24 protein-coding genes and 1 tRNA gene are annotated in these 21,793 nt (G+C 55.6%); 16 read left to right on the forward strand and 9 right to left on the reverse strand.

Annotated elements, in window-relative coordinates; genetic code table 11:
• Positions 1–11: 11 nt before the first annotated feature.
• Together WMO24_RS07260 and WMO24_RS07265 are read left to right on the forward strand one after the other, a co-directional pair.
• On the forward strand, positions 12–797 hold the full coding sequence (locus tag WMO24_RS07260) for a threonine/serine exporter family protein (RefSeq protein WP_349215693.1): 786 nt from the start codon (positions 12–14) through the stop codon (positions 795–797).
• On the forward strand, positions 794–1,252 hold the full coding sequence (locus WMO24_RS07265) for a threonine/serine exporter family protein (protein ID WP_349215694.1): 459 nt from the start codon (positions 794–796) through the stop codon (positions 1,250–1,252). The genes WMO24_RS07260 and WMO24_RS07265 overlap by 4 nt, the downstream gene beginning before the upstream one ends.
• A 65-nt stretch (positions 1,253–1,317) precedes the next feature.
• Here the strand turns inward: WMO24_RS07265 and WMO24_RS07270 are convergent, their stop codons facing one another.
• Positions 1,318–2,115, reverse strand: a complete 798-nt coding sequence (locus WMO24_RS07270) for a ZIP family metal transporter (protein ID WP_349215695.1) — start codon at positions 2,113–2,115, stop codon at positions 1,318–1,320.
• A 156-nt stretch (positions 2,116–2,271) separates the two neighbouring features.
• On the opposite strand from WMO24_RS07270, the gene WMO24_RS07275 reads away from it, so the two are divergent.
• The 9 genes from WMO24_RS07275 (at position 2,272) to WMO24_RS07315 (ending at position 11,416) form a co-directional block, all read left to right on the forward strand.
• Complete coding sequence (locus tag WMO24_RS07275) at positions 2,272–2,907, forward strand: YczE/YyaS/YitT family protein (RefSeq protein WP_349215697.1); 636 nt, start codon at positions 2,272–2,274, stop codon at positions 2,905–2,907.
• A gap of 218 nt (positions 2,908–3,125) precedes the next feature.
• Positions 3,126–3,773, forward strand: a complete 648-nt coding sequence (locus tag WMO24_RS07280; RefSeq protein ID WP_349215699.1) for a TetR/AcrR family transcriptional regulator — start codon at positions 3,126–3,128, stop codon at positions 3,771–3,773.
• 80 nt (positions 3,774–3,853) lie between these two features.
• Positions 3,854–4,615: an ATP-binding protein gene (locus tag WMO24_RS07285; protein ID WP_349215700.1), complete on the forward strand. Its 762-nt coding sequence runs from the start codon at positions 3,854–3,856 to the stop codon at positions 4,613–4,615.
• A 24-nt stretch (positions 4,616–4,639) separates the two neighbouring features.
• The gene (locus WMO24_RS07290) at positions 4,640–5,848 is read left to right on the forward strand and encodes a 2-hydroxyacyl-CoA dehydratase family protein (protein ID WP_349215701.1); all 1,209 of its coding nucleotides are present in this window, start codon (positions 4,640–4,642) and stop codon (positions 5,846–5,848) included.
• A 1-nt stretch (position 5,849) separates the two neighbouring features.
• Entirely contained in the window at positions 5,850–7,412 is a 1,563-nt protein-coding gene (locus tag WMO24_RS07295) for a 2-hydroxyacyl-CoA dehydratase family protein (RefSeq protein ID WP_349215702.1), read from the forward strand.
• 14 nt (positions 7,413–7,426) lie between these two features.
• The gene (locus WMO24_RS07300; RefSeq protein WP_349215703.1) at positions 7,427–8,224 is read left to right on the forward strand and encodes an acyl-CoA dehydratase activase; all 798 of its coding nucleotides are present in this window, start codon (positions 7,427–7,429) and stop codon (positions 8,222–8,224) included.
• Positions 8,225–8,229: 5 nt separating this feature from the next.
• Complete coding sequence (locus tag WMO24_RS07305; protein WP_349215705.1) at positions 8,230–8,385, forward strand: hypothetical protein; 156 nt, start codon at positions 8,230–8,232, stop codon at positions 8,383–8,385.
• A complete protein-coding gene (locus WMO24_RS07310; protein WP_349215706.1) occupies positions 8,385–9,110 on the forward strand; it encodes a hypothetical protein in 726 nt (241 codons plus the stop codon). The genes WMO24_RS07305 and WMO24_RS07310 overlap by 1 nt, the downstream gene beginning before the upstream one ends.
• A 23-nt stretch (positions 9,111–9,133) precedes the next feature.
• Positions 9,134–11,416 carry an oxidoreductase gene (locus WMO24_RS07315; protein ID WP_349215708.1) on the forward strand — a complete coding sequence of 761 codons (2,283 nt, stop codon included), beginning with the start codon at positions 9,134–9,136 and terminating at the stop codon, positions 11,414–11,416.
• Between the two features lie 274 nt (positions 11,417–11,690).
• Here WMO24_RS07315 and WMO24_RS07320 read toward each other — a convergent pair whose 3' ends face one another.
• From WMO24_RS07320 to WMO24_RS07345, 6 genes are read right to left on the reverse strand one after another with little or no spacing between them, the layout of a single operon-like run.
• Complete coding sequence (locus tag WMO24_RS07320; RefSeq protein WP_349215709.1) at positions 11,691–12,275, reverse strand: sugar O-acetyltransferase; 585 nt, start codon at positions 12,273–12,275, stop codon at positions 11,691–11,693.
• A gap of 47 nt (positions 12,276–12,322) precedes the next feature.
• Positions 12,323–12,919, reverse strand: a complete 597-nt coding sequence (locus WMO24_RS07325; protein ID WP_349215710.1) for a flavin reductase family protein — start codon at positions 12,917–12,919, stop codon at positions 12,323–12,325.
• 4 nt (positions 12,920–12,923) lie between these two features.
• Positions 12,924–13,895 (reverse strand): glycosyltransferase family 2 protein, encoded by a 972-nt coding sequence (locus WMO24_RS07330; protein ID WP_349215711.1) that lies wholly within the window; start codon positions 13,893–13,895, stop codon positions 12,924–12,926.
• Positions 13,896–13,925: 30 nt separating this feature from the next.
• A complete protein-coding gene (locus WMO24_RS07335) occupies positions 13,926–14,792 on the reverse strand; it encodes a DegV family protein (RefSeq protein WP_349215712.1) in 867 nt (288 codons plus the stop codon).
• A gap of 4 nt (positions 14,793–14,796) precedes the next feature.
• Positions 14,797–15,294, reverse strand: coding sequence for a tRNA (cytidine(34)-2'-O)-methyltransferase (locus WMO24_RS07340; protein ID WP_349215713.1), 498 nt, complete (start codon positions 15,292–15,294; stop codon positions 14,797–14,799).
• A gap of 6 nt (positions 15,295–15,300) precedes the next feature.
• Positions 15,301–16,137: a pyridoxamine kinase gene (locus WMO24_RS07345; RefSeq protein WP_349215781.1), complete on the reverse strand. Its 837-nt coding sequence runs from the start codon at positions 16,135–16,137 to the stop codon at positions 15,301–15,303.
• Positions 16,138–16,315: 178 nt separating this feature from the next.
• Between WMO24_RS07345 and WMO24_RS07350 the strand changes: the two genes are divergently transcribed.
• Positions 16,316–16,501 carry a hypothetical protein gene (locus WMO24_RS07350; RefSeq protein ID WP_349215714.1) on the forward strand — a complete coding sequence of 62 codons (186 nt, stop codon included), beginning with the start codon at positions 16,316–16,318 and terminating at the stop codon, positions 16,499–16,501.
• Between the two features lie 52 nt (positions 16,502–16,553).
• Here the strand turns inward: WMO24_RS07350 and WMO24_RS07355 are convergent, their stop codons facing one another.
• Both WMO24_RS07355 and WMO24_RS07360 read right to left on the reverse strand, forming a co-directional pair.
• Positions 16,554–17,417 (reverse strand): YitT family protein, encoded by an 864-nt coding sequence (locus tag WMO24_RS07355; RefSeq protein ID WP_349215716.1) that lies wholly within the window; start codon positions 17,415–17,417, stop codon positions 16,554–16,556.
• A gap of 159 nt (positions 17,418–17,576) precedes the next feature.
• Positions 17,577–17,650: transfer RNA gene (locus WMO24_RS07360), tRNA-Gly, on the reverse strand.
• Positions 17,651–17,821: 171 nt separating this feature from the next.
• Between WMO24_RS07360 and WMO24_RS07365 the strand changes: the two genes are divergently transcribed.
• The 4 genes from WMO24_RS07365 (at position 17,822) to WMO24_RS07380 (ending at position 21,769) form a co-directional block, all read left to right on the forward strand.
• Entirely contained in the window at positions 17,822–18,082 is a 261-nt protein-coding gene (locus WMO24_RS07365; protein WP_349215717.1) for a hypothetical protein, read from the forward strand.
• A 37-nt stretch (positions 18,083–18,119) separates the two neighbouring features.
• Entirely contained in the window at positions 18,120–18,998 is an 879-nt protein-coding gene (locus WMO24_RS07370; RefSeq protein ID WP_349215719.1) for a PHP domain-containing protein, read from the forward strand.
• A 124-nt stretch (positions 18,999–19,122) separates the two neighbouring features.
• Entirely contained in the window at positions 19,123–19,374 is a 252-nt protein-coding gene (locus WMO24_RS07375) for a TIGR03905 family TSCPD domain-containing protein (protein WP_349215720.1), read from the forward strand.
• A gap of 46 nt (positions 19,375–19,420) precedes the next feature.
• Entirely contained in the window at positions 19,421–21,769 is a 2,349-nt protein-coding gene (locus WMO24_RS07380; RefSeq protein ID WP_349215722.1) for an ATP-dependent Clp protease ATP-binding subunit, read from the forward strand.
• Positions 21,770–21,793 lie beyond the last annotated feature (24 nt).

A 21,793-nucleotide genomic window follows, 5' to 3' on the forward strand; every position in this document is an offset into this window, starting at 1 on the left:
GAGAGATCAGTTTGGCACAGCAGGAACAGGTGGCTCGCCTGGCCGCCGACGCAGCCCAGCTTCTTTTGGAAAGCGGCGGCGAGATCTACCGGGTCCAGCAAACCATTGAACACATTGGTCGGGCCTATGGTGCACCCGACATTCATGCATACGTAGTGACCAATGCGATTTTCGTATCCCTGGAAAAAAGCGAGGGCGGCAGCGTCAATGAAATGCGCTATGTGCGTACCCGCAGTGTGCATTTGTCCAGAGTGATGGCGGTCAACGCATTGTCGCGGCGCATTGCGGGCGGCGCAGTTTCTCTGGAACAGGCGCAAAAAGAGCTGGAAGATGTGCGCAGCCTGCCGGCGAGCGCCGTCTGGCTGCAGGTGTTTGCCTGCGGTGTGGGCACGGCCTGCTTTGCCTATTTGTTCGGCGGTACCGCCTGGGACGCTTTTGCGGCCTTTTGGGTGGGGCTCGTGCTGCAGCCGTTTGTTCTGTTTTTGGGAAAGAACGGAGCCGGTCAGTTCATTTCCAATACGCTTTGTGCGGTGCTGGTGGCAATGGCAAGCGTGCTCATGATGCAGATGATGCGTTTGGTGGGAGTTACATGCAGTTTGGATAAGATCATCATCGGCGGAATTATCCCGCTGGTCCCCGGCATCGCGCTGACCAATGCCATTCGGGATGTGGCCAACAGCGATTATGTGTCCGGGACCATTCGAGCGGCGGAGGCGCTGCTGATTGCGGTATCCATCGCGCTGGGAGTCGGTTTTGTATTGAAACTGTGTGCGCTGATTCCGGGGGTAGTGTTATGATTTTTGCGTTTCTGATACAGTGCGCGGTTTCCTTTGTATCGGTGGTCGCTTTTGCGGTGCTGTTTCATGCGCCGCGGCAGGAGTGGGCCTGGTGCGGCTTGACCGGTATGGCGGGATGGGCCGCCTATTGGCTGCTGGTTCAGATGGAGCAGGGCGTGGTGACCGCATCGCTGGTTGCGGCGGTGGTTTTGGCGCTGCTGTCACGCATTTTGGCAGTGGTGCGCCGCTGCCCCATGACAGTTTTTATTATGGGCGGCATTTTTCCTCTGGTGCCCGGTGCGGGAATCTATTATACGGTGTATTATTTCATTATGGGGGAAGAAGGCCAGTGCCTGGCAAAAGGTGTGGAAACACTGAAAATCGCTGCAGCCATTGCCATTGGCATTGTGCTGGTGCTGGCATTGCCGGGGGCTTTGTTCCGGCCGTTGGGGTGCAGGTCGCGAAAGACACGGTAAAAAGCTGCTTTGCAGAAATGCTACAAAAAACGGCATGACCATCGGGTCATGCCGTTTTTGAACGTTCAGCCAAGTGCCACGTCCAAAATCATCATAATCAGAAAACCTGCCATTACACCCAGCGTTCCGGTGTTGGAATGTTCGCCCAGATGCGCTTCGGGAATCAGTTCTTCCACCACTACGTACAGCATGGCGCCTGCTGCAAAACTCAGCATCCAAGGCATCAGCGGCTGGATGGAACCGGCAATCAGAACAATGAGAATTCCGAAAATCGGTTCGACGATTCCCGAGAGGCTGCCGTACAGAAAAGCGCGGCCCCGGCTCATGCCCTCCTGCCGCAGGGGAAGCGAGATCGCGGCGCCCTCCGGAAAGTTCTGAATGCCGATTCCCAGCGCCAGCGCCGCGGCGGCCGAGAGGGCAGCTGTTCCGCCCTGGGAAGCCTGTGCGGCCAGCGCAAAGGACAGACCCACAGCCATGCCTTCCGGAATGTTGTGCAGTGTGACGGCCAGAACCATCAATGTGGTACGCCGCCAGGACGAAGGTACACCTTCCGGTTCCGAAGCACCCGGATGCAAATGGGGCAGAAGCGAATCCATCAGCATCAAAAATGCTACGCCCAGCACCAGTCCGCCTGCCGCAGGCAGCCAGCCGGGAATGCCGGATTCTTCCGCCTGCTCAATGGCCGGCATCAAAAGGCTCCAAACGCTGGCGGCGATCATAACGCCTGCCGCAAATCCAAGAAAGATGCGCTGAATATTGTGGCCGGCCTGTTTGCGAAAGAAAAATACAAGCGAGGAACCAAGAGTCGTCATCAAAAATGTGAATCCGGTTCCGGCAGCCGCATAAAGAAGTGCTGTCTGCATCGTTGTTCCTCCCTGAAAAAGACTGTTTAAACTATACCTTTTTAGGAGATGTTTGTCAAGCCCTGAGGCGTCACAGTGTGCTTGTACTTACCGCCCAAAAGCGGTAAAATAAAGATGTTATGTGATTTTTGAAAAGAAAAGAGATCGATTTTTTTCATGAAACAATCAAAATGGGTGCAGCGGTATGCGCTGTTCGTTCTGGGGCTTGTGATCAACTCTTTCGGAATCAGCTTTATCACGAAAGCCGCTTTGGGAACGTCCCCTATTTCGAGTCTGCCGTATGTGGCAAGCTTGAAATTTTCACCTACGCTGGGACAGTTTACGTTCGTTCTGAATTGTCTGTTCATTTTGACACAGGCACTTTTGCTGCGCCGCAAATTCCCCAAAATCCAGTATCTGCAAATTTTGGTCAACCTGATTTTCAGCGGTGTCATCGACGTCAGTATGCTGCTGCTGAGCAGGATGCAGCCCGAAACAGTTGTGGCCAAAACCATTTCACTGCTGGCCGGCTGTGCGATTCTCGCACTGGGCATTACGCTGGAAGTGGCGGCCAACGCACTGCTGGTACCGGGTGAAGGAGTGGTGAAGGCCATTGCACATGTGTCGAACCGCGACTTTGGAACGGTGAAAGTCTGCTTTGATGTGACCACAGTGGCGTTGGCAATCGTGCTGTCGCTGTGCTTTTTTCACGAGCTGCGCGGCATTGGCGTGGGGACAGTGGTGTCCGCTGTGCTGGTGGGCATGATCGTCAAATTTTATCGAAAGGTACTCCCGATTCCGGCGATGGGATAAGAGGCCGGGGGCATTGCGTAAAGCGAATATTGAAGTTCTGACAAGAGCCTGTGCGGCGTTGCCGCACGGGCCTTTGTGCTTTTTTGCAGGAAAATGTGTACAAAAAAGAGCATTTTTTCAAATGCACATTGACAAAAAAATAACTTTTATGCAAAAAGAAATTGCCTTTGCACAAAAACTGTGGTTCAATGAGGATAAAGAAAGGAACGGGCAGAAGTATGTCACTGGAAGAAATTCGGGAGCAGAACAAACAGCGGGTGGTACAGGCTGCGTTGGACGTTTTTGTGTGCCAGGGCATCGCCGGAACCACCGTGGCGGACATTGCCCGGGCCGCAGGTGTTACGGAACGATCGGTTTACCGGTATTATAAAACAAAACTGGACTTGGTGCAGGCGGCCGCCTATTTGTATTACGACCGGATGACGCAGGAAGCAAATCTGCGCGCACAGAAAGTATGTGCCAGCGGGGTGCCCGGCATCGAGCAGGTTCGGCAAATTTTGATGTTCTATTCGCATATGTATTTAGAGTATCCCGCGCAAATTCGTTTTTGCGCGGATGCCGAGATGGCGCTCAGCTCTGCCGGCCGGGAGAAAGAGGATGTGAACTGGCCGCCGGAGCGGTTTGAAATTTCCGACAGCCCTTTGGTGCGGGCGATTCGCTGCGGGCTGGAAGATGGAACCATCAGTTCCGAAATTGATGTTGCTTCGCTGTATTATAACGCCTACGATTCCATTTTAGGCGTGATGGAGAAAATGAGTTATGATCGCCGGAGCCTTCGGCAGGATGCGAAAGCGCGCATGGACCAGTTGTGTGATTTGTTTGTGGCAGCTTTCCGCGGCGATTGTTTAAAAAACGGCCAAAAATAGATGCCGTGTTTTTTTGTGGTCTTAAATGTCATAATGACTGACATTTAGAAGCCGGTTCTTCGGCATAAAGGAGGAAGAGTATGGAGAACGTGATCATCACGGTCGCTGGAAAGGGCGGCGTTGGAAAAACGTCCATTTCCGCGGCCATCGTGCGTCAGCTGGTGCACGATCATCCGGGGGCGCGCATTTTAGCCATTGACGCAGACCCTGCCGTGGGGCTGGCGACCGCGTTGAATGTGCAGGTCACTCAGACCATTGACGACATTCGAAAAGCAATCACCGCGTCCGGAGAAGAGGACAAAAGCAAGAAGAAAGCCATTGAACTGTTGGGCGAATCCAAGTTCCGCATTTTTGACGCCATGGTGGAAAAAGACGGCTTTGTTTTCCTGGCGGTGGGACGGCCGGAGGCGGCTGGCTGTTACTGCAGCATCAACTCCTACCTGAAGGCTGTGATCAGCATGGTGTCGGGCGAGTTCGATTATGTGGTGATCGACGGAGAAGCCGGCATCGAGCAGGTGAACCGCCGTGTGATGGAAAACGTGACGCATTTGATTCTGGTCACGGATCCCAGCCGCAAGGGCACACAGGTGATCCGCACCATCAAGCAGGTGGCGGATGAGCTGGTGATGTACAAGGAGATCGGCGTCATCATCAACCGCTTTAACGACCCGGCGCTGGAACAGTTTGTGGATACGGGCGGCATACCGGTGCTGGCACAGATCGCGGACGATTCGCGTCTGGCCATGTGTGATGTGCAGGGCAAGAGCGTGATGGAACTGCCGGATGATTCCAATTTGGTAACGGGTGTGCGCAAGGCGCTGACCGCCATGGGCATCCAATAAGTTGACAGGGAAAGAAGGTGCGGTATGAAAGATCTGAAACATCTGTATTATTTTGAAAAGTTGCTGGAAGATGCAAACAACGATCTGGTGCGGCAGGCCAAAGCCGAGGGGCGGCTGGCGCTGGGGTATACCTGCTATCATATGCCCGAAGTGCTGCTGAACCTGGACGGATGTTTTTCCGTGCGGCTGCGTGCGCCGCGCACCGGCTCCATGGAGATTGCGACGTACTACATGTCCAACGCGACCTGCGAATATGCGCGGGCACTGCTGGAACGCGGTTTGGAGGGCGGCTACAAATTCCTGGACGCCATGGCCGGCGTGGACGTGTGCGAGTGCATGAACCGCGGCATGGAGAACATGGAGCTTCTGGGCGTGAGTGATCCGGAGAAAAAAGGCTTTTTCTGGTGCAATCTGGACTCGCCCTGTTCGGACGACGAAGACTGCGTGGCGCATCTGCGGGAGCAGCTTTCCCGCAAGATTTTGAAGCCGCTTCATGAAAATTATGGAATCGACGTGTCGGACGCGGCCATCCGCAAAGCGGTTGAACGCCACAACGAGATCTGTCGTCTCATCACGGAGATCGGAAATTTCCGCAAGCTGAATAACCCCACCATCACGGGATATGAATTCCACATTTTGACGCTGGCCACCTATGTCTGCCCCAAGGATCTGGTGGTGGAAAAGCTGCGTGAGACGCTGGAGGAATTGAAAACGCGGGAGCCGGACCCCAAAAAGAAGTTCCGTGCAAAAGTGGTGGTCGTAGGTTCCGAGATCGACGACCCGGAGCTCATCAGTCTGATCGAAGACAGCGGTGCTCTGGTGGTGGCTGACCGGTTCTGCTACGGCAGTTTCCCCGGACGGCAGGAAATCGTTCTGACCGAGGACGAGGACGCCCTGACGCAGGTTTGCCGCAATTATCTGCAGACAACTTTGTGCGTGCGGCACTGCGCGCAGCACAAGGTGCAGAAACGATTGGATTTCGCGGCGGAATTGGCGCGGGATTACCACGCCGACGGCATCATCTACGAGCAGATCAAATTCTGCACCTACTGGTCTTACGAGCGCGCGCTGGCCAGCCATGTGATGCACAACGAGTACAATATCCCCACATTGTCCATTGACCGGCCGTATATGTCCCGCACCAGCGGGCAGCTGCGCACCCGCGTGCAGGCCTTTGTGGAGAGCATCGAGATCAAGAAGATCAAAGCGAAGAAAAACCGGGAGGTGAAGTGACATGGCCTATGATCCCAAAACCGGAAAAGGCCTGGGCGATTTGTATTCCGCCGAGCACCGCTGCACCAAGCGCCGCGAGTGGAAAGGCCTGAAAGACACACTTTATGATTACGGATGCTGGCTGCGGCTTCTGGGAATGCTGGGCTGCAAGCTGGGGCCGGTTCTGCCGCAGTTCTTCCGCGGCTTGAAACGCTACCGGTGGCTTGTGTCCTACATCACCACCCCCGCGTTTCTGGACCGTCACACCATCGGCCTGCGCGGGTATGAACTGCGCTACACCCATCAGCAGTTTTACGCTGTTCTGCAGAATTCCGCAGGGATGATCCGCGATTTGCTGGAGCGGGATGAAAACCTGAATCCCAATTCCAAGAAGGCTGCGGAACTTCGCTCGAAAACCGTTATTTTTGACGAGATGATGCCCATTCAGATCATGAACGGATTCCCCACGCTGAAGGGCATTCCCATTCAGATGGCGCCTATCTTTGTGGTCGGTGAGGTGGACCAGCAGGCCAACATCTACTACATCGACGCCATTGAGCACTATGGCCTTGCATCGGACGTGTGCCCCTTGCCGGCAGCTGAGGCAGGCTGCTGCGTGGTGGATGATTATCCCAAGGTGGGCGCGGCTTATGTCTCCAGCTCCATGCCCTGCGACGGTTCGGTGGCAAGCACCATGTACAGCAACCGCTACTTCAAACTGCCCAACTATCAGATCACGCCGCCGCAGCGCTTCAATGAGCCGGAAGTGCAGGAATACGCAGTCAAGAATCTGTGGGGCTGCGTGGAGTTCATTGAAAAGCAGTTCAACGTCAAGTTTGACTGGGACGCGTTCTTTGAAGGCGTGAAACGCTACAACAAAGAATCCGACTACATGATCGAAAAGTGGGACGTGAACTGCACCGATTATCCGCAGATTTGCGGCGCGGCGCTGGCACTGCACCGGGAATACGAGATGCAGATCGCCAGTTCGCTGGACCCGAAAATGTGCAAGTACGACGCCAAGGTAAACAAGCTGATGAAAAAGGGCTATGCCCATTCGGTGGAAACCGACGACAAACCCCGTTACCGGGCCATTGTATGGAGCTGCCCGGCCCATTACTATTCCAACTTTACCTACTGGGCGCAGAACTGCTGGGGCATCAAAACCCTGGTGGATATGGAATGTATGCTGGCCTATCACCACTATGACGAGCACGACAAAAAGAAAGTTCTGGTAGATATGGCCCGTGGCTACGAGCGTATGACCATGCGCTCTCATTCCAACGGCGGCTATGTGAATGCGCTGGACGAATGCTGGAAGATGTGCGAAAAGTTCAACGCGAACATCGTGTTCATGTATAACCATGTTTCGTGCAAAAACTTTGCCGGCCTGCAGGGTCTGTTCGAAGAGCAGGCGCGTGAACGCGGCATTCACCTGATCTGGATCGAGCACGATCTGATGGACCCGCGGACCGTATCCCGCAAAGCCATGCGCGACCGTGTGAACCGCTATATGACCACCGTGTTCCGGGCCGAACCTTTGGACCCCACGCTGGTGGATTACGACGATGACCTGACTTGGTAAAGGAGAGAGTGAATATGAAATATTTCGGCGGGTGCGATGTGGGTTCTACCTACACGAAATGCGTCATTCTGGACGAGGCTGGGAAAATGGTCAGTGATGTGACCATCCGCAGCCGCATCAATTCCGAGATCAGCGCCAAGGAAGCGCTGGATCAGGCAGTGGCCAAGGTGGACGGCTTGTCCGGCATCGGCGATCTGGCATACCTCATCGGTACCGGCTACGGCCGCAACAAGGTGCCTCAGGCGCAGGAGAACATTTCTGAGATTTCCTGCCACGCCATGGGCGTGCACGTGGTGGACCCCACGGTGAAGGCGATCATCGATATTGGCGGGCAGGACGTAAAAGGTATTGCCATCGATCAGGACGGCACAGTTTTGAACTTTGCCATGAACGATAAATGCGCCGCAGGCACAGGCCGTTTCTTCGAGGCCATGGCCCGTGCGTTTGAATGCACGCTGGATGAATTTTCCGAATTGTCGCTGTCGGCCAAGAACGTGATTCCCATTACGGCGCAGTGCACGGTGTTTGCCGAGAGCGAGGTCATCACGCTGGTGGGCGAGGGCAAGCCCCGCGATGAGATCGCAGCGGGCATCCAGCAGTCTGTGGCCAAGCGCTGCTTTGTCATGGCGAAAAAAGCCGGTGCGAAAGATCACATTACGTTGACTGGCGGATGCGCCAAAAACAAAGGTCTGAAGGCGGCGATCGAAAATGTGCTGCGTATCAAGGTGACAGAACTGCCTGTGGACCCGCAGCTCATGGGTGCTTTGGGCGCGGCGGAATACGCCCGTCAGAAAGGTATGGAACAGGAGTGAGATAGATGGCCTGGTATTGGATCGTTTTGATTGTGATTGTGGCGCTGTTTGCGCTGACCTTCCTGGTGTACATTACCAATGCGGATATGAAGATGGCAGAGAAGCTGTACAATCGGCTTTTGGCCTATCATGACCAGAAGGATGTGGAAGAAAAGCTGTGATGAATTTTTTTGACACGGTGATCGACCAGACGCAGGCCTGCCTGGCACCGTATACGCCGCGTATTTATCCGGGCAATCCGGCCCGCGCGGCCCGGGAAACGGGCAAAAATCAGCTGATTCTGGGAAGCGAAGCCGCTTATGAACTGGGGGCGCTTTCCTGTGACAGTGTCAGCACACTTTTGGTCACGGAGAGCGAGACCGCTGTCCCGCAGGACGAAATCCTGGTTTATGGGCCGGATCTTGCGGACATTCGGCAGGACTGCAGCTTTGCCCGCATTGCGATTCTGCGAACCGACAACATTGCACAAAACGGTGAGCAGGCGGCTTTCGCCATTCTCCGGGAGATCGAAACCCGCAAATATGGTGTGTATCCGGAAGGCTATATGATCCGGGCCGCGGCGTTTTCCAACCGGGAGCAGGCCCGCGTTTCGAAAAAGGCTTTAAAAGCAGGGCTGAATTTTGAACAGATCGGAAATCTGTTCATCCGGCAGTACAAGCAGAATCGCCACGTCCAGGCGGTGAAGTTGATGTTTGTCACGCTGCCGGAAGCACCCTATGGCGAGCTGGACACACTGGCCACCAAAGCACAGGCCATCACCAAGGCGCTGGACCATATTCTGGATGACGTGAATATGGACTGCAATGCCTGCGAGTGGAAAGTGGTCTGCGACGAGGTGGAAGGCATGAAAGAAATGCATGGAAAAATCAGACGCAGGGGACATTAAACCCGCGCAGGAAGGAGTTTGTCTTGAGCGATTTGAGAACCGACGCCCCCATTCAGGAGCTGTGCGACCATTTTGGCGACTGGTTCCGCGATGGGGTGAAAAATCAGGCGGGCAATGCGGCCCGTATGACCAGGGAACTGTATCCGTATACCTCGCTGTTCTCGCCCATCCGTGTGAACCGCATGACCATCAAAAACCGTGTGGTCATGGCTCCCATGGGAAACCTGATGATGTGCGAGGAGTACGGCCGCCCCAGTGAAAAGATGATTCGCTATTTTGTGGCCCGGGCAAAAGGCGGTGTGGGTCTGATCACGTCCGGTCTGGTGCCCATCAGCGACAAAATCGACCCCACTGTCACCGAGGTGGGCGGAAAAGTGATGATGCCGCGCATCAGCCCGGCGCGCACGCTGATGTCCGGCTGGCGCGATCTGGCTCAGCAGTGCCATGGATACGGCAGTCGCTTTTTCATTCAGCTGACGCCGGGCCTGGGCCGTGTGGGCCCGCCTACGTGCCTGGTGCAGCAGACGAAATTCCCGGTGTCCGCATCCTTTAATCCCAACTTTTACATTCCCGAACTGCCGTGCCTGCGTCTGTCCGATCATAAGCTGACCAAAATCATCCATAACGCAGGTCAGGCCGCGGCAGACGCAAAAGCGTGTCTGATCGACGGCGTGTATCTGCACGGCCACGAAGGCTATCTGCTGGAGCAGATGACCAACCGGGCCTTCAACCGCCGCTCCCTGGGCAAGTATGCTGACTGGCAGCGCTTTGGCTTGGATATGGTGCGGGAAATTCGCCGCCGCGTGGGGCCGAACTACCCCATTATGTACCGGATCGACCTGACACTGGCGCTGAACGAAACCTACGGAGAGCGAATGGATCAGGTCTCTTCGCTGAAAAAGTTTAAAAACGGGCGCAGCGTGGCGGAAACGCTGGAGTACATGGAAAATCTGGTGAAAGCAGGCGTGGATCTGTTTGACGTGGACATCGGCTGCTACGACAACTGGTGGCTGCCTCATCCGCCTTCCGGCATGCCTGCGGGCTGTTTTTTGAATGTGTCCCAAATCGTGAAGGAGCACTTTGCCAAAAAGGGCATTGTCTCCAATGCGGGGGTAGAAGTTCCGGTGGTGGCCGTCGGCAAACTGGGATATCCCGACGTGGCGGAAAAAGCGCTGCGGGACGGCCAGTGCGATATGATCATGCTGGGGCGCCCCCTGCTGGCAGACCCGGAGTGGTGCAACAAAGCGTTTGAGGGAAGAGTCGAGGACATCTGCCCCTGCATCGGCTGTCAGGAAGGCTGTGTCAACGAGTTTGTGGAAGGCGGCCACATCCAGTGCGCAGTCAATGCCCGCACCGGCTTTGAAGACAGCATTCCCGAACAGGCTTCGCCGGCTCTTCGCAAAAAGAAAATCGGCGTGGTGGGCGGCGGCCCGGCCGGCGTGATTTTTGCAGTGGAAGCCGCGCGGCGCGGGCACACAGTGGAACTGATCGAAAAGACCGACCGTATTGGCGGGCGCATCGTGTCCGGCAGCGTGCCGGCGGTAAAGTTTGACATCAAAAACTATCTGGAATGGCTGAATGTGCAGCTGCAAAGTGCGCAGAAACTTCCCAATTTCACGCTGCGGATGAATACCGCGGCCACCACGGAATGGCTGGCTCAGCAGAAATACGATTCGATCGTGTTCGCTGTGGGCACAAAAGATGCCTGCCCGCCCATTCCCGGGCTGGACCAGGTGCGGTATGTGCAGGCGGTGGCGCTTCTGGAAAATCCGTCCCTGCTGGGCGATGCGAAAAAAATTGTGGTCGCCGGCGGCGGTGTGGTCGGTTGTGAAACCGCCTATTGGCTGCGGTATGAGCTGAACCGGGACGTCAAAGTGGTGGAAATGCTGCCGCACTTTATGCAGGGCGTGTGTACCGCCAACCGGGGCCATTTGTTGCATTACATGGAAAAGGCCGGCGTGGAGCTGTACAACTGTGCCAAGGTGACAGGCTTTGAGCCGGGCAAGGTGCACATTGAACGCAATGTGTCCAAGGGTGCGCCCAATCCGTACAATACCTGGCAGCCGCTGCTTCCGGAAAACATTCCCAATCCTCTGGCGCCGAAACTGGGGCCGGAGACAGCCAGCATTACGCTGGAGGCGGATCTGGTCGTGCTGGCCATGGGCGGCCGGCCGGATGACGCACCTTATTATCAGGCGCTGGCCGCACAGGTGGCGCCGGAAATGTACAACATCGGCGACAGCTTTGCAGGCGGCCGTGTGTTGGAAGCCAATCGAGCAGCGTATCGGTTGGCACGAGAGATTTGACGGGTGGGTTTTCATTGGAACAAGGGGGCATGTCCATCGGCCATGCCCCCTTGTCCTTTTACAGGTCCACTTGTTTAAAACGGCGAGAGTTACGCCGATTTTTTTCAGCGGTCAGTTCCAATGTGTAGCCGTGCATCCGCCGAAGGGCGGCCAGATTCTGAGAAATCAGAAGATTCATTTTTTTCGAACTCCTTTCTTTCCTTAAGAATACCCGGTCAGAACGTTGGCGGCAACCAACGCAAGCGAACAAAAAAGGTTCGTTTGCGTTGCGTGTTTATGCATTGGGCCGCACGACACGGCAGGGCGACCCGAATGCGATCACGTTGTCCGGCAGGCTTCGGGTCACCACGCTTCCCGCCCCGATGACCACGTTGTTTCCGATGGTGACGCCCGGAAGCAAGATCGCCCCGCCGCCAATCCAGACATCATTGCCAATCACTACAGGTGCTGTGCGGGTTTTGCAGAAAGAAAACGTGCCGTCTTCCCGCACCGGCCCAAAGCGTTCGCGGGCGGAAGTAGGATGAAACGCGGTGTAAATCTGCACGTTGGGCGCGATCAGGGCGCGGTCGCCGATGACAATGCGGTTATCATCCTGAAACGTGCAATTCATATTGATTTCGCAGTGATCGCCCAGGAAGATGTTGCAGCCGTAATCCACGTAGAATGGCGGTGTAATCCACACCGACCGGCCGTGCCCGCCCAAAAGTCGGTCCAGAATGCGTTCTTTGGCGGATAAATCGTCTGAGCGGGTGCAGTTGTATTCCCGCATCAGGTCCTTGGCCAGATGCCACTGTGCCAAAAGTTCTGCGTCGCCGCAGTCGTATAATTCCCCGGCAAGCATTTTTTCACGTTCCGTCATTTCTGTTCTCTCCTTGCTGAAAAAGCCTCCCCAAGGGGAGGCTTTTCTCATTTTGCCTTTCGGCGGTCGTATTGCGGTTTTTTCTTTTTCTTCTTTACAGAGAAACCGAAATCTCCAATTTTTCGTCCCAATGCGAAATATTCACCGTGTGCATAGGCGCACAGACCGGCCTTGGCCAGACGCAAGCGGCCGTTTTCATCAATCAGGTCACTGGCCACGTGAATGGACACAATGTCTGCCAGGAACATGTCATGACTGCCCAGCGGGACCACGTCGGTCACCCGGCAGGCAATGCTCAGGGGACTTTCGGCAATCATCGGGCAGGAAAAGCCTTCCACCGGCTGCACAGACAGGTGCATCGCTGCCAGCTTGTTCTCGTTCCGGCCGCTGCGAACACCACAGTAGTCAATGGCGCGCACCAGCGCCGCCGTGGGAAGGTTGATGACAAACTCTCCGCTCTCTTTGATCAGATCGTAGCTGTATCGTTCCGGCCGCACGGAGATGTAGGTTTTGGGAGGCTGGCTGTTGAGAATGCCTGTCCATGCGATGGTCAAAGCATTGGGGGCTTCCAGTGCGCCGCAGCTTACCAGCGCAGGCGGCACCGGGGCCAGCAGCGTGGAACCTTTCCACATTTGTTTTTCCATGAGTTTAGTTATCCTCGCTCTTCTGATGGTCAAAGGTGGTTTCACTGATGATGTAACGGGGCCGGGCCTTGGTTTCGTTGTAGATTTTGCCGATGTACTCGCCGATCACACCCAGGCACAGAAGCTGGACGCCGCCCATAAAGAAGATGGCGCAGGCCATGCTGGCCCAGCCGGAAACGGTGACGCCGAACAGCTTGGTCAGCAGCACCCACAAGATGCCCAGGAAACTGGCCAGACTGATGAGAAAACCAAGTCCGGTGATCAGCCGGATGGGTTTCACCGAAAGGCTGGTGATGCCGTCAAAGGCAAAGTTCAGCATTTTCTTCAGCGGATAATGGCTCTCGCCGGCAATACGCTCGGCGCGTTCGTAATACACGCTGGTGGAGCGGTAGCCGACCAGCGGCACAAGGCCGCGCAGGAACAGGTTTACTTCCTGGAACTGGGCCAGCCCTTCCAGAGCGCGGCGGCTCATCAGGCGGTAGTCTGCGTGATTGTACACGGTGTTGGCACCCAGGGCGTTCATGACTTTATAGAAGCCCTCTGCGGTGGTGCGTTTGAACCAGGTGTCCGTCTCCCGCTTGGAGCGCACGCCGTAAACCACGTCGCAGCCCGCCAGGTACTCGTCCACCATACTGTCCATGGCGTTGATGTCATCCTGGCCGTCGCAGTCAATGGAGATGGTGATGTCTGCCAGATCCTTGGCGGTCATCAGTCCGGCCAGAAGGGCGTTCTGGTGACCGCGGTTGCGGGACAGGCACACGCCCACATAGTGTTCATCCTGCCGCGCCAGTTCCTGAATAATTTCCCAGGTTTTGTCCTTGGACCCGTCGTTTACAAACATCACGCGGCTCTTTTCAGCGATTTTGCCCTGTGCGGTCAGGTCCTGAATTTTCTTGAGAAACATGCCGCTGGTCACGGGCAAAACTTCCTGTTCATTGTAACAGGGAATCACAATGTATAAAATCGGTTTTTGCAACTTGAAAACCCCCTTTTCTCCTACGATCGATCAGCGGCGCTTCGGGCCGTTGAACACCACGGCCACCGCGTCGGGACCGGTATTGGTGGCCACAGCCGCACCCAAAGAAAACAGCGTTTCAGGGCCGTAACCCAGTTCTTTTTTACACAGCTTGGCCAGCATTTTGCAGTTTTCCTCATCGGTGCCGCCCACAAGATAAGGCGTTCCGGGCTGAATGCGCCCTTTTACGTATTTCACAAGGCCCGGCATCACCGCCAGATCTCCCCGGACTTTGGCGGGCGTGGCAGTCTCGCCGTCAATGATGGAAATGATGGGGCGAAGGCCGAGCAGCTCGCCCGCAAAGGCAGCAGCCGCGGAAATGCGTCCGCTCTTTTTAATGAAGCGCAGGGTATACACCGAAAGCGCCACTTCCATGGAGGCAAACTGCTCTTCCAGATATTCCACTACATCCCGCACATCCGCGCCGTTTTGCAGCTTGCGGGCCGCCTGGCACACATGCCAGCCATACGTCATGGAATAGGTGTGGCTGTCCACAATGTGAAATTTTAGTTGGCTGTCCGGGTGCTCTTCCCGATACTGACGGCTGGCAAAAACCGCGTTCTGATAGGTATTGGAACCGGTGGAGTTGATGGCCACATACAAAACGTCCGTGTATCCCTGTTCGTCGTAATGGGCAAACTGCTCCAGAAAGCGCATGGGCGTGATCTGGGATGTGACGGGAATGCCTTCGCACTTGGTCAGCATTTCGTAATATTCTTCGTTGGTAAAATCCTCCCGCTCGGTGTAGCTTTTTCCGTCCACCGCAATGTAAAAGGGAAGGATGTCAATGCCGTATTTCTGCTGCAATTCCGGTGAAATGTCACAGGCGGAATCCGTAAAAACTGCAACTTTTCTCATACATTCACTTCCAATCGTAGTTTCTTAAATGCCCCTGGTCCAGAAGACCGTCAAAGTCCCATTGGCGCAGCGTTTCGTATACGCCGATGGCCACCGTATTGGACAGGTTCAGGCTCCGCGCGTCGTTGCGCATGGGCAGGCGCACGCACCAGGGCTGGTTTTCAAACAGCAATTGTTCCGGCAGCCCTGCATCTTCGCGGCCAAACACAAGATATGCTCCGTCGGGATAGCGCACGTCGGTGTAGCGCTGGGGCGCCTTGGTGGTAAAATAATAAAAAGGACCGTTGTTTTTGGCAAAAAAATCCTTCAAATCCTGATAGTATGTTATATCAAGCATGTGCCAATAGTCAAGGCCGGCACGTTTCAGCTTTCGGTCATCCACTACAAATCCCATGGGTCCCACCAGATGCAGCCGCGCGCCGGTGCAGGCGCAGGTGCGCGCCACGTTTCCGGTGTTTTGCGGAATTTGAGGCTCCACCAGTACAATGTTCAAAGTTGGCAAGTAGAATCATCCCTCTTTTGGTTTTGTCAAATCACTCAGCACACGCTCGAAGGCAGTGCCGAAACGCGGGTCTGCCCCCATGCGCAGTGTCTCGGCTGCTGCTCTGGCCACAAAGCCGGCCGCCAGTTCCACGCTGTCGGCCAGGCGGAGGCCGCGGGTCAGCGCGCCGGCAAGAACAGACGCAAATAAATCGCCGGTGCCCGGATAGGACTGCGGCACCGGGTCAAAAGGCAGGAAACAGAACGAATTGTCTTCCTGCCAAAAGGCGTTGCCGTGCGTTCCGTCGCTCAGGCGCGCGCCGGTAATGACCAGCCCGCGGGCACGGGGAAACGCCGCATGAAGCCGCTCAATCCGTTCTGCCAGCTGTGCGCGGTCAAACGGGGAATCATCGGGCTCCAGGCCAAGCAACACGGCGCTTTCTGTGACATTGGGGCACAAAATATCGGCCATTTTGCACAGGTCCGTCATGGCACTGCACAACGCAGGCGTCACGCCGCGATACAGTTTTCCGTGGTCGGCCAGCACCGGGTCCACCAGTTTGCAGGCGTCCGGGTTTTGCGCAAAGGCGCGCCGCACCAGTTCCGCGTCGGCTGCGTCAGCCAGATAGCCGGAATAAACGCAGTCAAACGAGAGTGAAAGGCGTTCCCAATGGGCCAGCGCGTCCCGACAGAAGGCTTCGGTGCGAATCACGGCCGGAGTGCCAAGACCGCCGGTGTGCGTGCTCAGCAGAGCTGTGGGCAGTGGGCAGGCCTGTACTCCCATGGCGGAAAGAACCGGGAGAATTACCGTCAGACTGCATCTTCCCACACAGGAAAGGTCATGTATGCACAGAACACGCTTCATCTGTTCCACAAAAAGCCTCCTTGCTCGCTCCACAGATACTGTTAGTATACCACATTCCGGGAGTGCGGAGGATGAAAAATATGCGAAAAGGGAAATTTTTCCCTGCAAATACAAAAAAGCAGGGGGCAAACTAACAGCAGATGCCAACAAGCATCCAAGCAAAGGAGGACGAACGACCATGTATAAAAACACAAAAAGCATGATGAGCGGTGCCGCGATGGGTATGCTGGCCGGCAGTGCGCTGGGGGCTGTAGGGGCATATGCCGCACAGAAACATCCCCGTGAAGTGAAAAAAGCCATGAAAAAAGCGGCGCACACCGCGCAGAAGGCCATGAATGGGATCGATAAGATGATGTCTTTTTAAAAGACGCTGCATTGAAAAAAGCCAGGGCGAAAACGCCCTGGCTTTTCCTGTGTTATTCGATGGGCTTTTGGTAAAAGCCGCCGAAGAAGGTTTCGGTGGGAAGTACATTGATAATGATTTTCGGGTCCACCTGCTTCATCAGATGAACGATGTCCTGCACCTCGTAAGAAGAGACCACCGTGTGCAGCAAGCTGATTTTCTGGCCGCTGTAGCCGCCGTGTCCGTCCAAAACGGAAATCCCGTGGCGGAAATGCGCGATGTACTCACGGACCACGGATTCCGCGTCATGGGTGGTGATTTGGAGCGTGACCCGTTTGTAGCGGTGATAAAATGTGTCGATGGTTTTGGTGGAGATAAACTGACACATGATGGAATACCCCGCGTATTCCCAGCCGAACAGATAGCCGAACAGACACAGCATGCAGGCGTTGAAGACGAAAACATACTGCCAGATGGCGTGCCCGGTTTTATTGGAAACATAGAGGGCGATAAAGTCCGTTCCACCGGTGGAAGCGTTGCCTTTCAAAGCGGTTACAATGGCGATCCCGTACAGGAACCCGCCAAAACAGATGTTCAAAAGGACGTTGTCAAAGAGCGCCTGAAAATGCGCGTATTTTAAAATGGTACTGGCCAGAAACACCTGAAGCAGAGAGAAAATCACGAATTTTTTTCCAATGTGCTTGAAACAAAAGGCAGCCACCGGAAGATTCAGCGCGATCATGCCCAGCGAGGTGGAAAAGTGGATTCCAAACAGAGAGGTGATTTTTTCGATCAGCACGGCCACACCGGTGAACCCGCTGGAAAGAATTTGCATCGGCGTGAAAAAGACCTGAAGGGTAAAGGCCTGCAAAAATGCAGAGAAAATAACGGCGATGAGCGTAATAGCGTATCGCCGGACGGTTTGTGCACGATTCATAGACATCTCCTGTTCTCCAAGCCGTTTGAAAGGATGAGCTCCTTTTTGAGTATGGAGGGTTTTCGCTTGTTTGTCAACCGCCCTTTCAAAGGGAGGTGCTGCTAAAAAAGTGTGGGGATGGGAAAGTAAAAAAGCCCGGGTCATACCCGAGCTTTTTGTTGGAGCAGATGATGGGAATCGAACCCACACGGCCAGCTTGGGAAGCTGGAGTTCTACCACTAAACTACATCTGCATGCCGTATGGTTTATTTTAGCCTCTTTTCTCCGTCTTGTCAATCTTTTTTCACACGGGCCTTGAAGACGGGTTGGTTTTACATGTTTTGCCAAAATTTACCATTTGAACCGAGTATACTGGAAATCAAACATGGAACGCGGGCCGGGGCCTGCAAAAGAGGAGACAAAAAATGTTGTATCATCTGTTTGAGGAAACGATCAGCGATCCCGCGCTGGGGACCTATCAGACGTACGGAGTGCAGGGCGGTGGTGTCGTGGTGCATGATGTGGGAACAGATCCGGACTTTGTGCGCGCGGTGGTGGCTGCTTTGAATGCGTACGATGTGGAGCCGTGTCATGTGTGGGACATTGTTGAGGATTTTCTGGACGGGGAGCCGCTGCCCTATCAGCCGGGGCAGACTTGTCAAGAATCCGGCGTGGGTGTAAGATAAGGGCAGGCACATTGTGTGCTGAAAAGGAGGCCTTTTCATGCCCGGCGATTTACATACACATACCAATTTTTCCGATGGATCATCTGATATTGAATTGCTCCCGCTGCTGGCCCGGCGTGCCGGCCTGACCAGTCTGGCCGTGTCCGATCACGATACGGAGCTGTGCATCCAATACGCACAGCAGCATCCGGTGGATCAGGGCGTGCGCCTGATTCCGGCTGTGGAGATGACGGGTTTTGATACTCGCAGAGGCCGGCGGGTCCACATGCTTTGCTATTGCCCGGAGCTGACGCCCGGCCTGCTTGCTTTTTTTCAACTGATGAAGGACCGGCGAAATGCCGTCACCAGCCTGAGCATTGATGAGCTGGAAAAGATGTACCCGCAGTTTACCCGCGCCGCGGCCAAAGCGTTTTCCAGGCGCAGCGGCGTTACCTACAAAACACATTTGATCCGGCTGCTGTATGAATATGGTTATACGGACGGCATTTATAAAGACCTTTACCGTGAGTTGTTTGGCCGCGGGGGAAAAGTGCTTCACGACCCCGCGTATGAGCCGCTGGAGAAAGTGCTGGATCTGATTCATGAAGCGGGCGGCGTGGCTGTTTTGGCTCATCCGAGTGTGTACCAGAGCATGGAGCTGGCGGAAGAACTGGCCAGCGAAGGGCGGATCGATGGCGTGGAAATTGATCATCCCCGCAACACACCCGAGGACCGGCAGGCGCTGCACGTGCTGGCGGAGCGCTGGAATCTGATCGTGACAGGCGGAACGGACTTCCATGGCATGCACATGTCCAAACCTACGCCACTGGGAGCGTTTACCACCAGCGATGAGATGATCGAGCGCATTTGGAAGCTGGCAGAACAAAAGAAGCAGGCGAAGGTCGTTCCGCATTATGGAAAATCTGACGAATTTTAAAGAGAAAAATCAGCTCTTCCGGGAGTTTTGCCAAATTTTCAGGAAAGCTTTTGTCTATGTTGTATCTGAAAGCGTGCTGTGCTAGAATGAAAAACGACAATTGCACGTTGGAGGCGCAGCAAAGATGACCTATACACGCAAAAACAGAGGTGTTTGTTCGGTATCCACCACCGTTACGCTGGCGGATGACGGGACCATTGAGGACGTGACGGTGTTGGGCGGATGCAGCGGCAACCTGAAAGGGATTGCATCACTGCTGAAGGGGATGCCCGCGCAGGAGGCCATCCAGCGGATGGAAGGTCTGACCTGCGGCAGCAAGAGTACATCCTGCCCGGACCAGATTGCAAAGACGCTGCGGGAAGCGCTGGAGCAATAAGCGCGCCAAACGAAAAAGAGAGGGTTTCGCCCCTCTCTTTTTTCTTTTGCACAAACCATATTTTGGCGGATTTAAGGCCGCCGGGGCAGCCCATACTTTCAAGCGGGACAAGCAGCAGGAAAGGCGGGCGATTTTATTGTTCTGGTACAAAGGATTTGCAAGACAGGCCGGCGCGGTGATTCATGACGCCATTCGCGTGGCACAGGAGATGGGGCATACTTACGTGGGAACGGAACATCTTCTGATGGCGCTTCTGCGAACGGATACGACGGACGCGGCCTGCTATCTGGTGGAAAAACAAATTTACGGTTATCGGGTGGGGCGTGTGCTGACGCAGCGTGTGGGACAGGGCAAACGAACGCATCTTTCCGCCCGGGATTTTACCCAGCATCTGTCGGGCTGTCTGGACTATGCAGTGCTGGAAGCCAAGGCGACAGAGGGCGGAAAAGCGACTCCCACGCATTTGCTGACAGCTTTGCTGGAGGTGCCGTGCGGTGCGGGCGAGGTGCTGGCACAGCTGGGGCTGGAACCGGCCCTGGCCGCCAAAGAATATGGAAGACGAAGCGGCAAGCTGCCGTTGTACAATGCGCCGCCGCCCCGGCCCCAGGGAAGGCCTGCCGGCCGTGTGGCGGAAAAATACAGCCGCGACCTGACGCTTCTGGCGCTGCATGGAGAGATCGATCCGGTGCTGGGGCGGGACGATGAGATTCTTCGCATGGAGCAGATCCTGGCGCGCCGCCGCAAAAACAATCCCTGCCTGATCGGTGCGCCGGGCGTGGGAAAAACCGCTGTGGTGGAAGGGCTGGCTTTGCGCATCGCCCAGGGAAAGGCGCCGGCCATTCTGCGGGAAAAGCGGATTTTGGCGCTGGATATCGCCAGTTTGGTGGCAGGAACCAAATACCGGGGAGATTTTGAAGACAGGTTCAAAAATGTGTTGTCCGATGTACAGCGGGCGGGCGATACCATTTTGTTCATTGATGAGGTGCATGCCATCATTGGTGCGGGCGCAGCCGAAGGCGGCATCGATGCGTCCAGCATTTTGAAGCCCATGCTGGCGCGCGGTGAGATTCAGATCATCGGCGCCACCACAAGCAGCGAATACCGAAAAATTGAGAAAGACGCGGCCCTGGCCCGGCGCTTTGGCACCATCGACGTAGCGGAGCCCACTCCCGAAACTGCTTTGAAAATTTTACAGGGGGTGGCCCCCTGTTACGAAAGCCACCACAATGTGACGATCGAACCGGAGGCGATTCGCGCGGCGGTGCAGCTGTCGGTGCGCTATCTTCCGGAGCGAAATTTGCCGGACAAGGCCATCGACTTATTGGATGAAGCCTGCAGCGCCGCCTGTATCTCCGAGAAATCGGATGGACGCATCACGGCGGAATTGGTGGAGGAAGTAGTGTCGCGGCAAAGCGGCGTACCGGCAGAACGGCTGTCGCAGTCCGAGTCGGCGCGCATGGCACATCTGGAAGAGGAACTGGAACGATGTGTAGTGGGGCAACAGCCGGCTGTGCGAGCGGTGGCTTCCGCTCTGCGTTGTGCACGTTTGGGCCTGGCCAGTGAGACCCGCCCCATGGGAGCATTTTTGTTCCTTGGTCCGACCGGCGTGGGAAAAACCGCACTGGCCAGAGCCCTGGCAGAATGCTGCATGGGAAGCGGAAAAGCGCTGATCCGTTTTGATATGTCCGAGTATATGGAAAAGCATACGGCAGCCCGGCTGATCGGTGCGCCGCCGGGTTATGTGGGATACGGCGAGGGCGGTCAACTGACGGAAGCGGTGCGGCGCAGGCCGTACAGCGTGGTGTTGTTTGATGAAATTGAAAAGGCGCATCCGGATGTGTCCAACCTGCTTTTGCAGATTCTGGAAGATGGCCGTTTGACCGACAGCGAAGGCCGCGTGGTGGATTTTCGCCATACGCTGATCATTCTCACTTCCAATCTGGGCGCCAAACATCTGGTGGGGCAGAAGGGCGCGCTGGGCTTTGGCGCAGCCGCACCCGATCAGGCAGTGCGCATGCAGGTTTTGGGAGAAGCAAAGGCATTTTTCAGTCCGGAGCTGCTGGGCCGCATGGATGAGCTGCTGGTATTTCAGCCTCTGGACAAGGAGAGCCTGCAGATCATCGGGAGTCAGATGCTGGCGCAGCTGGAAGAGCGTGCAGCCGGGCAGGGCATTGTGCTGGAGCATACGCCGGCCGCGCTGCGCCTGCTGGTGGAGAGCGGGTACGACCCCGCCTGCGGGGCGCGCAGTTTGCGGCACGTGATTACGCGCAAGGTGGAGCAGTGCCTGGCTTCGCAGATGCTCTCGCAGGAGGGAGACGCCTTTCTGCTGGACGCAGCCGCCGGAGAACTGACCCTTCGTCCCTGCGAACCGGCCTGTGCAGCGGCAGGAATGTAAAAAACGCCCGAAGCGTCTGCTTCG

Origin of the sequence: Ruthenibacterium intestinale, from assembly GCF_040096265.1 — a bacterium.
Lineage (GTDB): Bacteria > Bacillota > Clostridia > Oscillospirales > Ruminococcaceae > Ruthenibacterium > Ruthenibacterium komagatae.

Bases quoted from the DNA above. Each gene is read 5' to 3' on its own strand.
- WMO24_RS07275 (WP_349215697.1), top strand. From the start codon at position 2,272: ATGAAACAATCAAAATGGGTGCAGCGGTATGCGCTGTTCGTTCTGGGG.
- WMO24_RS07325 (WP_349215710.1), bottom strand. From the start codon at position 12,919: ATGGAAAAACAAATGTGGAAAGGTTCCACGCTGCTGGCCCCGGTGCCG.
- WMO24_RS07320 (WP_349215709.1), bottom strand. From the start codon at position 12,275: ATGACGGAACGTGAAAAAATGCTTGCCGGGGAATTATACGACTGCGGC.
- WMO24_RS07365 (WP_349215717.1), top strand. From the start codon at position 17,822: ATGTTGTATCATCTGTTTGAGGAAACGATCAGCGATCCCGCGCTGGGG.
- WMO24_RS07310 (WP_349215706.1), top strand. From the start codon at position 8,385: ATGAATTTTTTTGACACGGTGATCGACCAGACGCAGGCCTGCCTGGCA.
- WMO24_RS07280 (WP_349215699.1), top strand. From the start codon at position 3,126: ATGTCACTGGAAGAAATTCGGGAGCAGAACAAACAGCGGGTGGTACAG.
- WMO24_RS07335 (WP_349215712.1), bottom strand. From the start codon at position 14,792: ATGAGAAAAGTTGCAGTTTTTACGGATTCCGCCTGTGACATTTCACCG.
- WMO24_RS07270 (WP_349215695.1), bottom strand. From the start codon at position 2,115: ATGCAGACAGCACTTCTTTATGCGGCTGCCGGAACCGGATTCACATTT.
- WMO24_RS07295 (WP_349215702.1), top strand. From the start codon at position 5,850: ATGGCCTATGATCCCAAAACCGGAAAAGGCCTGGGCGATTTGTATTCC.
- WMO24_RS07305 (WP_349215705.1), top strand. From the start codon at position 8,230: ATGGCCTGGTATTGGATCGTTTTGATTGTGATTGTGGCGCTGTTTGCG.
- WMO24_RS07285 (WP_349215700.1), top strand. From the start codon at position 3,854: ATGGAGAACGTGATCATCACGGTCGCTGGAAAGGGCGGCGTTGGAAAA.
- WMO24_RS07265 (WP_349215694.1), top strand. From the start codon at position 794: ATGATTTTTGCGTTTCTGATACAGTGCGCGGTTTCCTTTGTATCGGTG.
- WMO24_RS07355 (WP_349215716.1), bottom strand. From the start codon at position 17,417: ATGAATCGTGCACAAACCGTCCGGCGATACGCTATTACGCTCATCGCC.
- WMO24_RS07375 (WP_349215720.1), top strand. From the start codon at position 19,123: ATGACCTATACACGCAAAAACAGAGGTGTTTGTTCGGTATCCACCACC.
- WMO24_RS07290 (WP_349215701.1), top strand. From the start codon at position 4,640: ATGAAAGATCTGAAACATCTGTATTATTTTGAAAAGTTGCTGGAAGAT.
- WMO24_RS07345 (WP_349215781.1), bottom strand. From the start codon at position 16,137: ATGAAGCGTGTTCTGTGCATACATGACCTTTCCTGTGTGGGAAGATGC.
- WMO24_RS07350 (WP_349215714.1), top strand. From the start codon at position 16,316: ATGTATAAAAACACAAAAAGCATGATGAGCGGTGCCGCGATGGGTATG.
- WMO24_RS07300 (WP_349215703.1), top strand. From the start codon at position 7,427: ATGAAATATTTCGGCGGGTGCGATGTGGGTTCTACCTACACGAAATGC.
- WMO24_RS07370 (WP_349215719.1), top strand. From the start codon at position 18,120: ATGCCCGGCGATTTACATACACATACCAATTTTTCCGATGGATCATCT.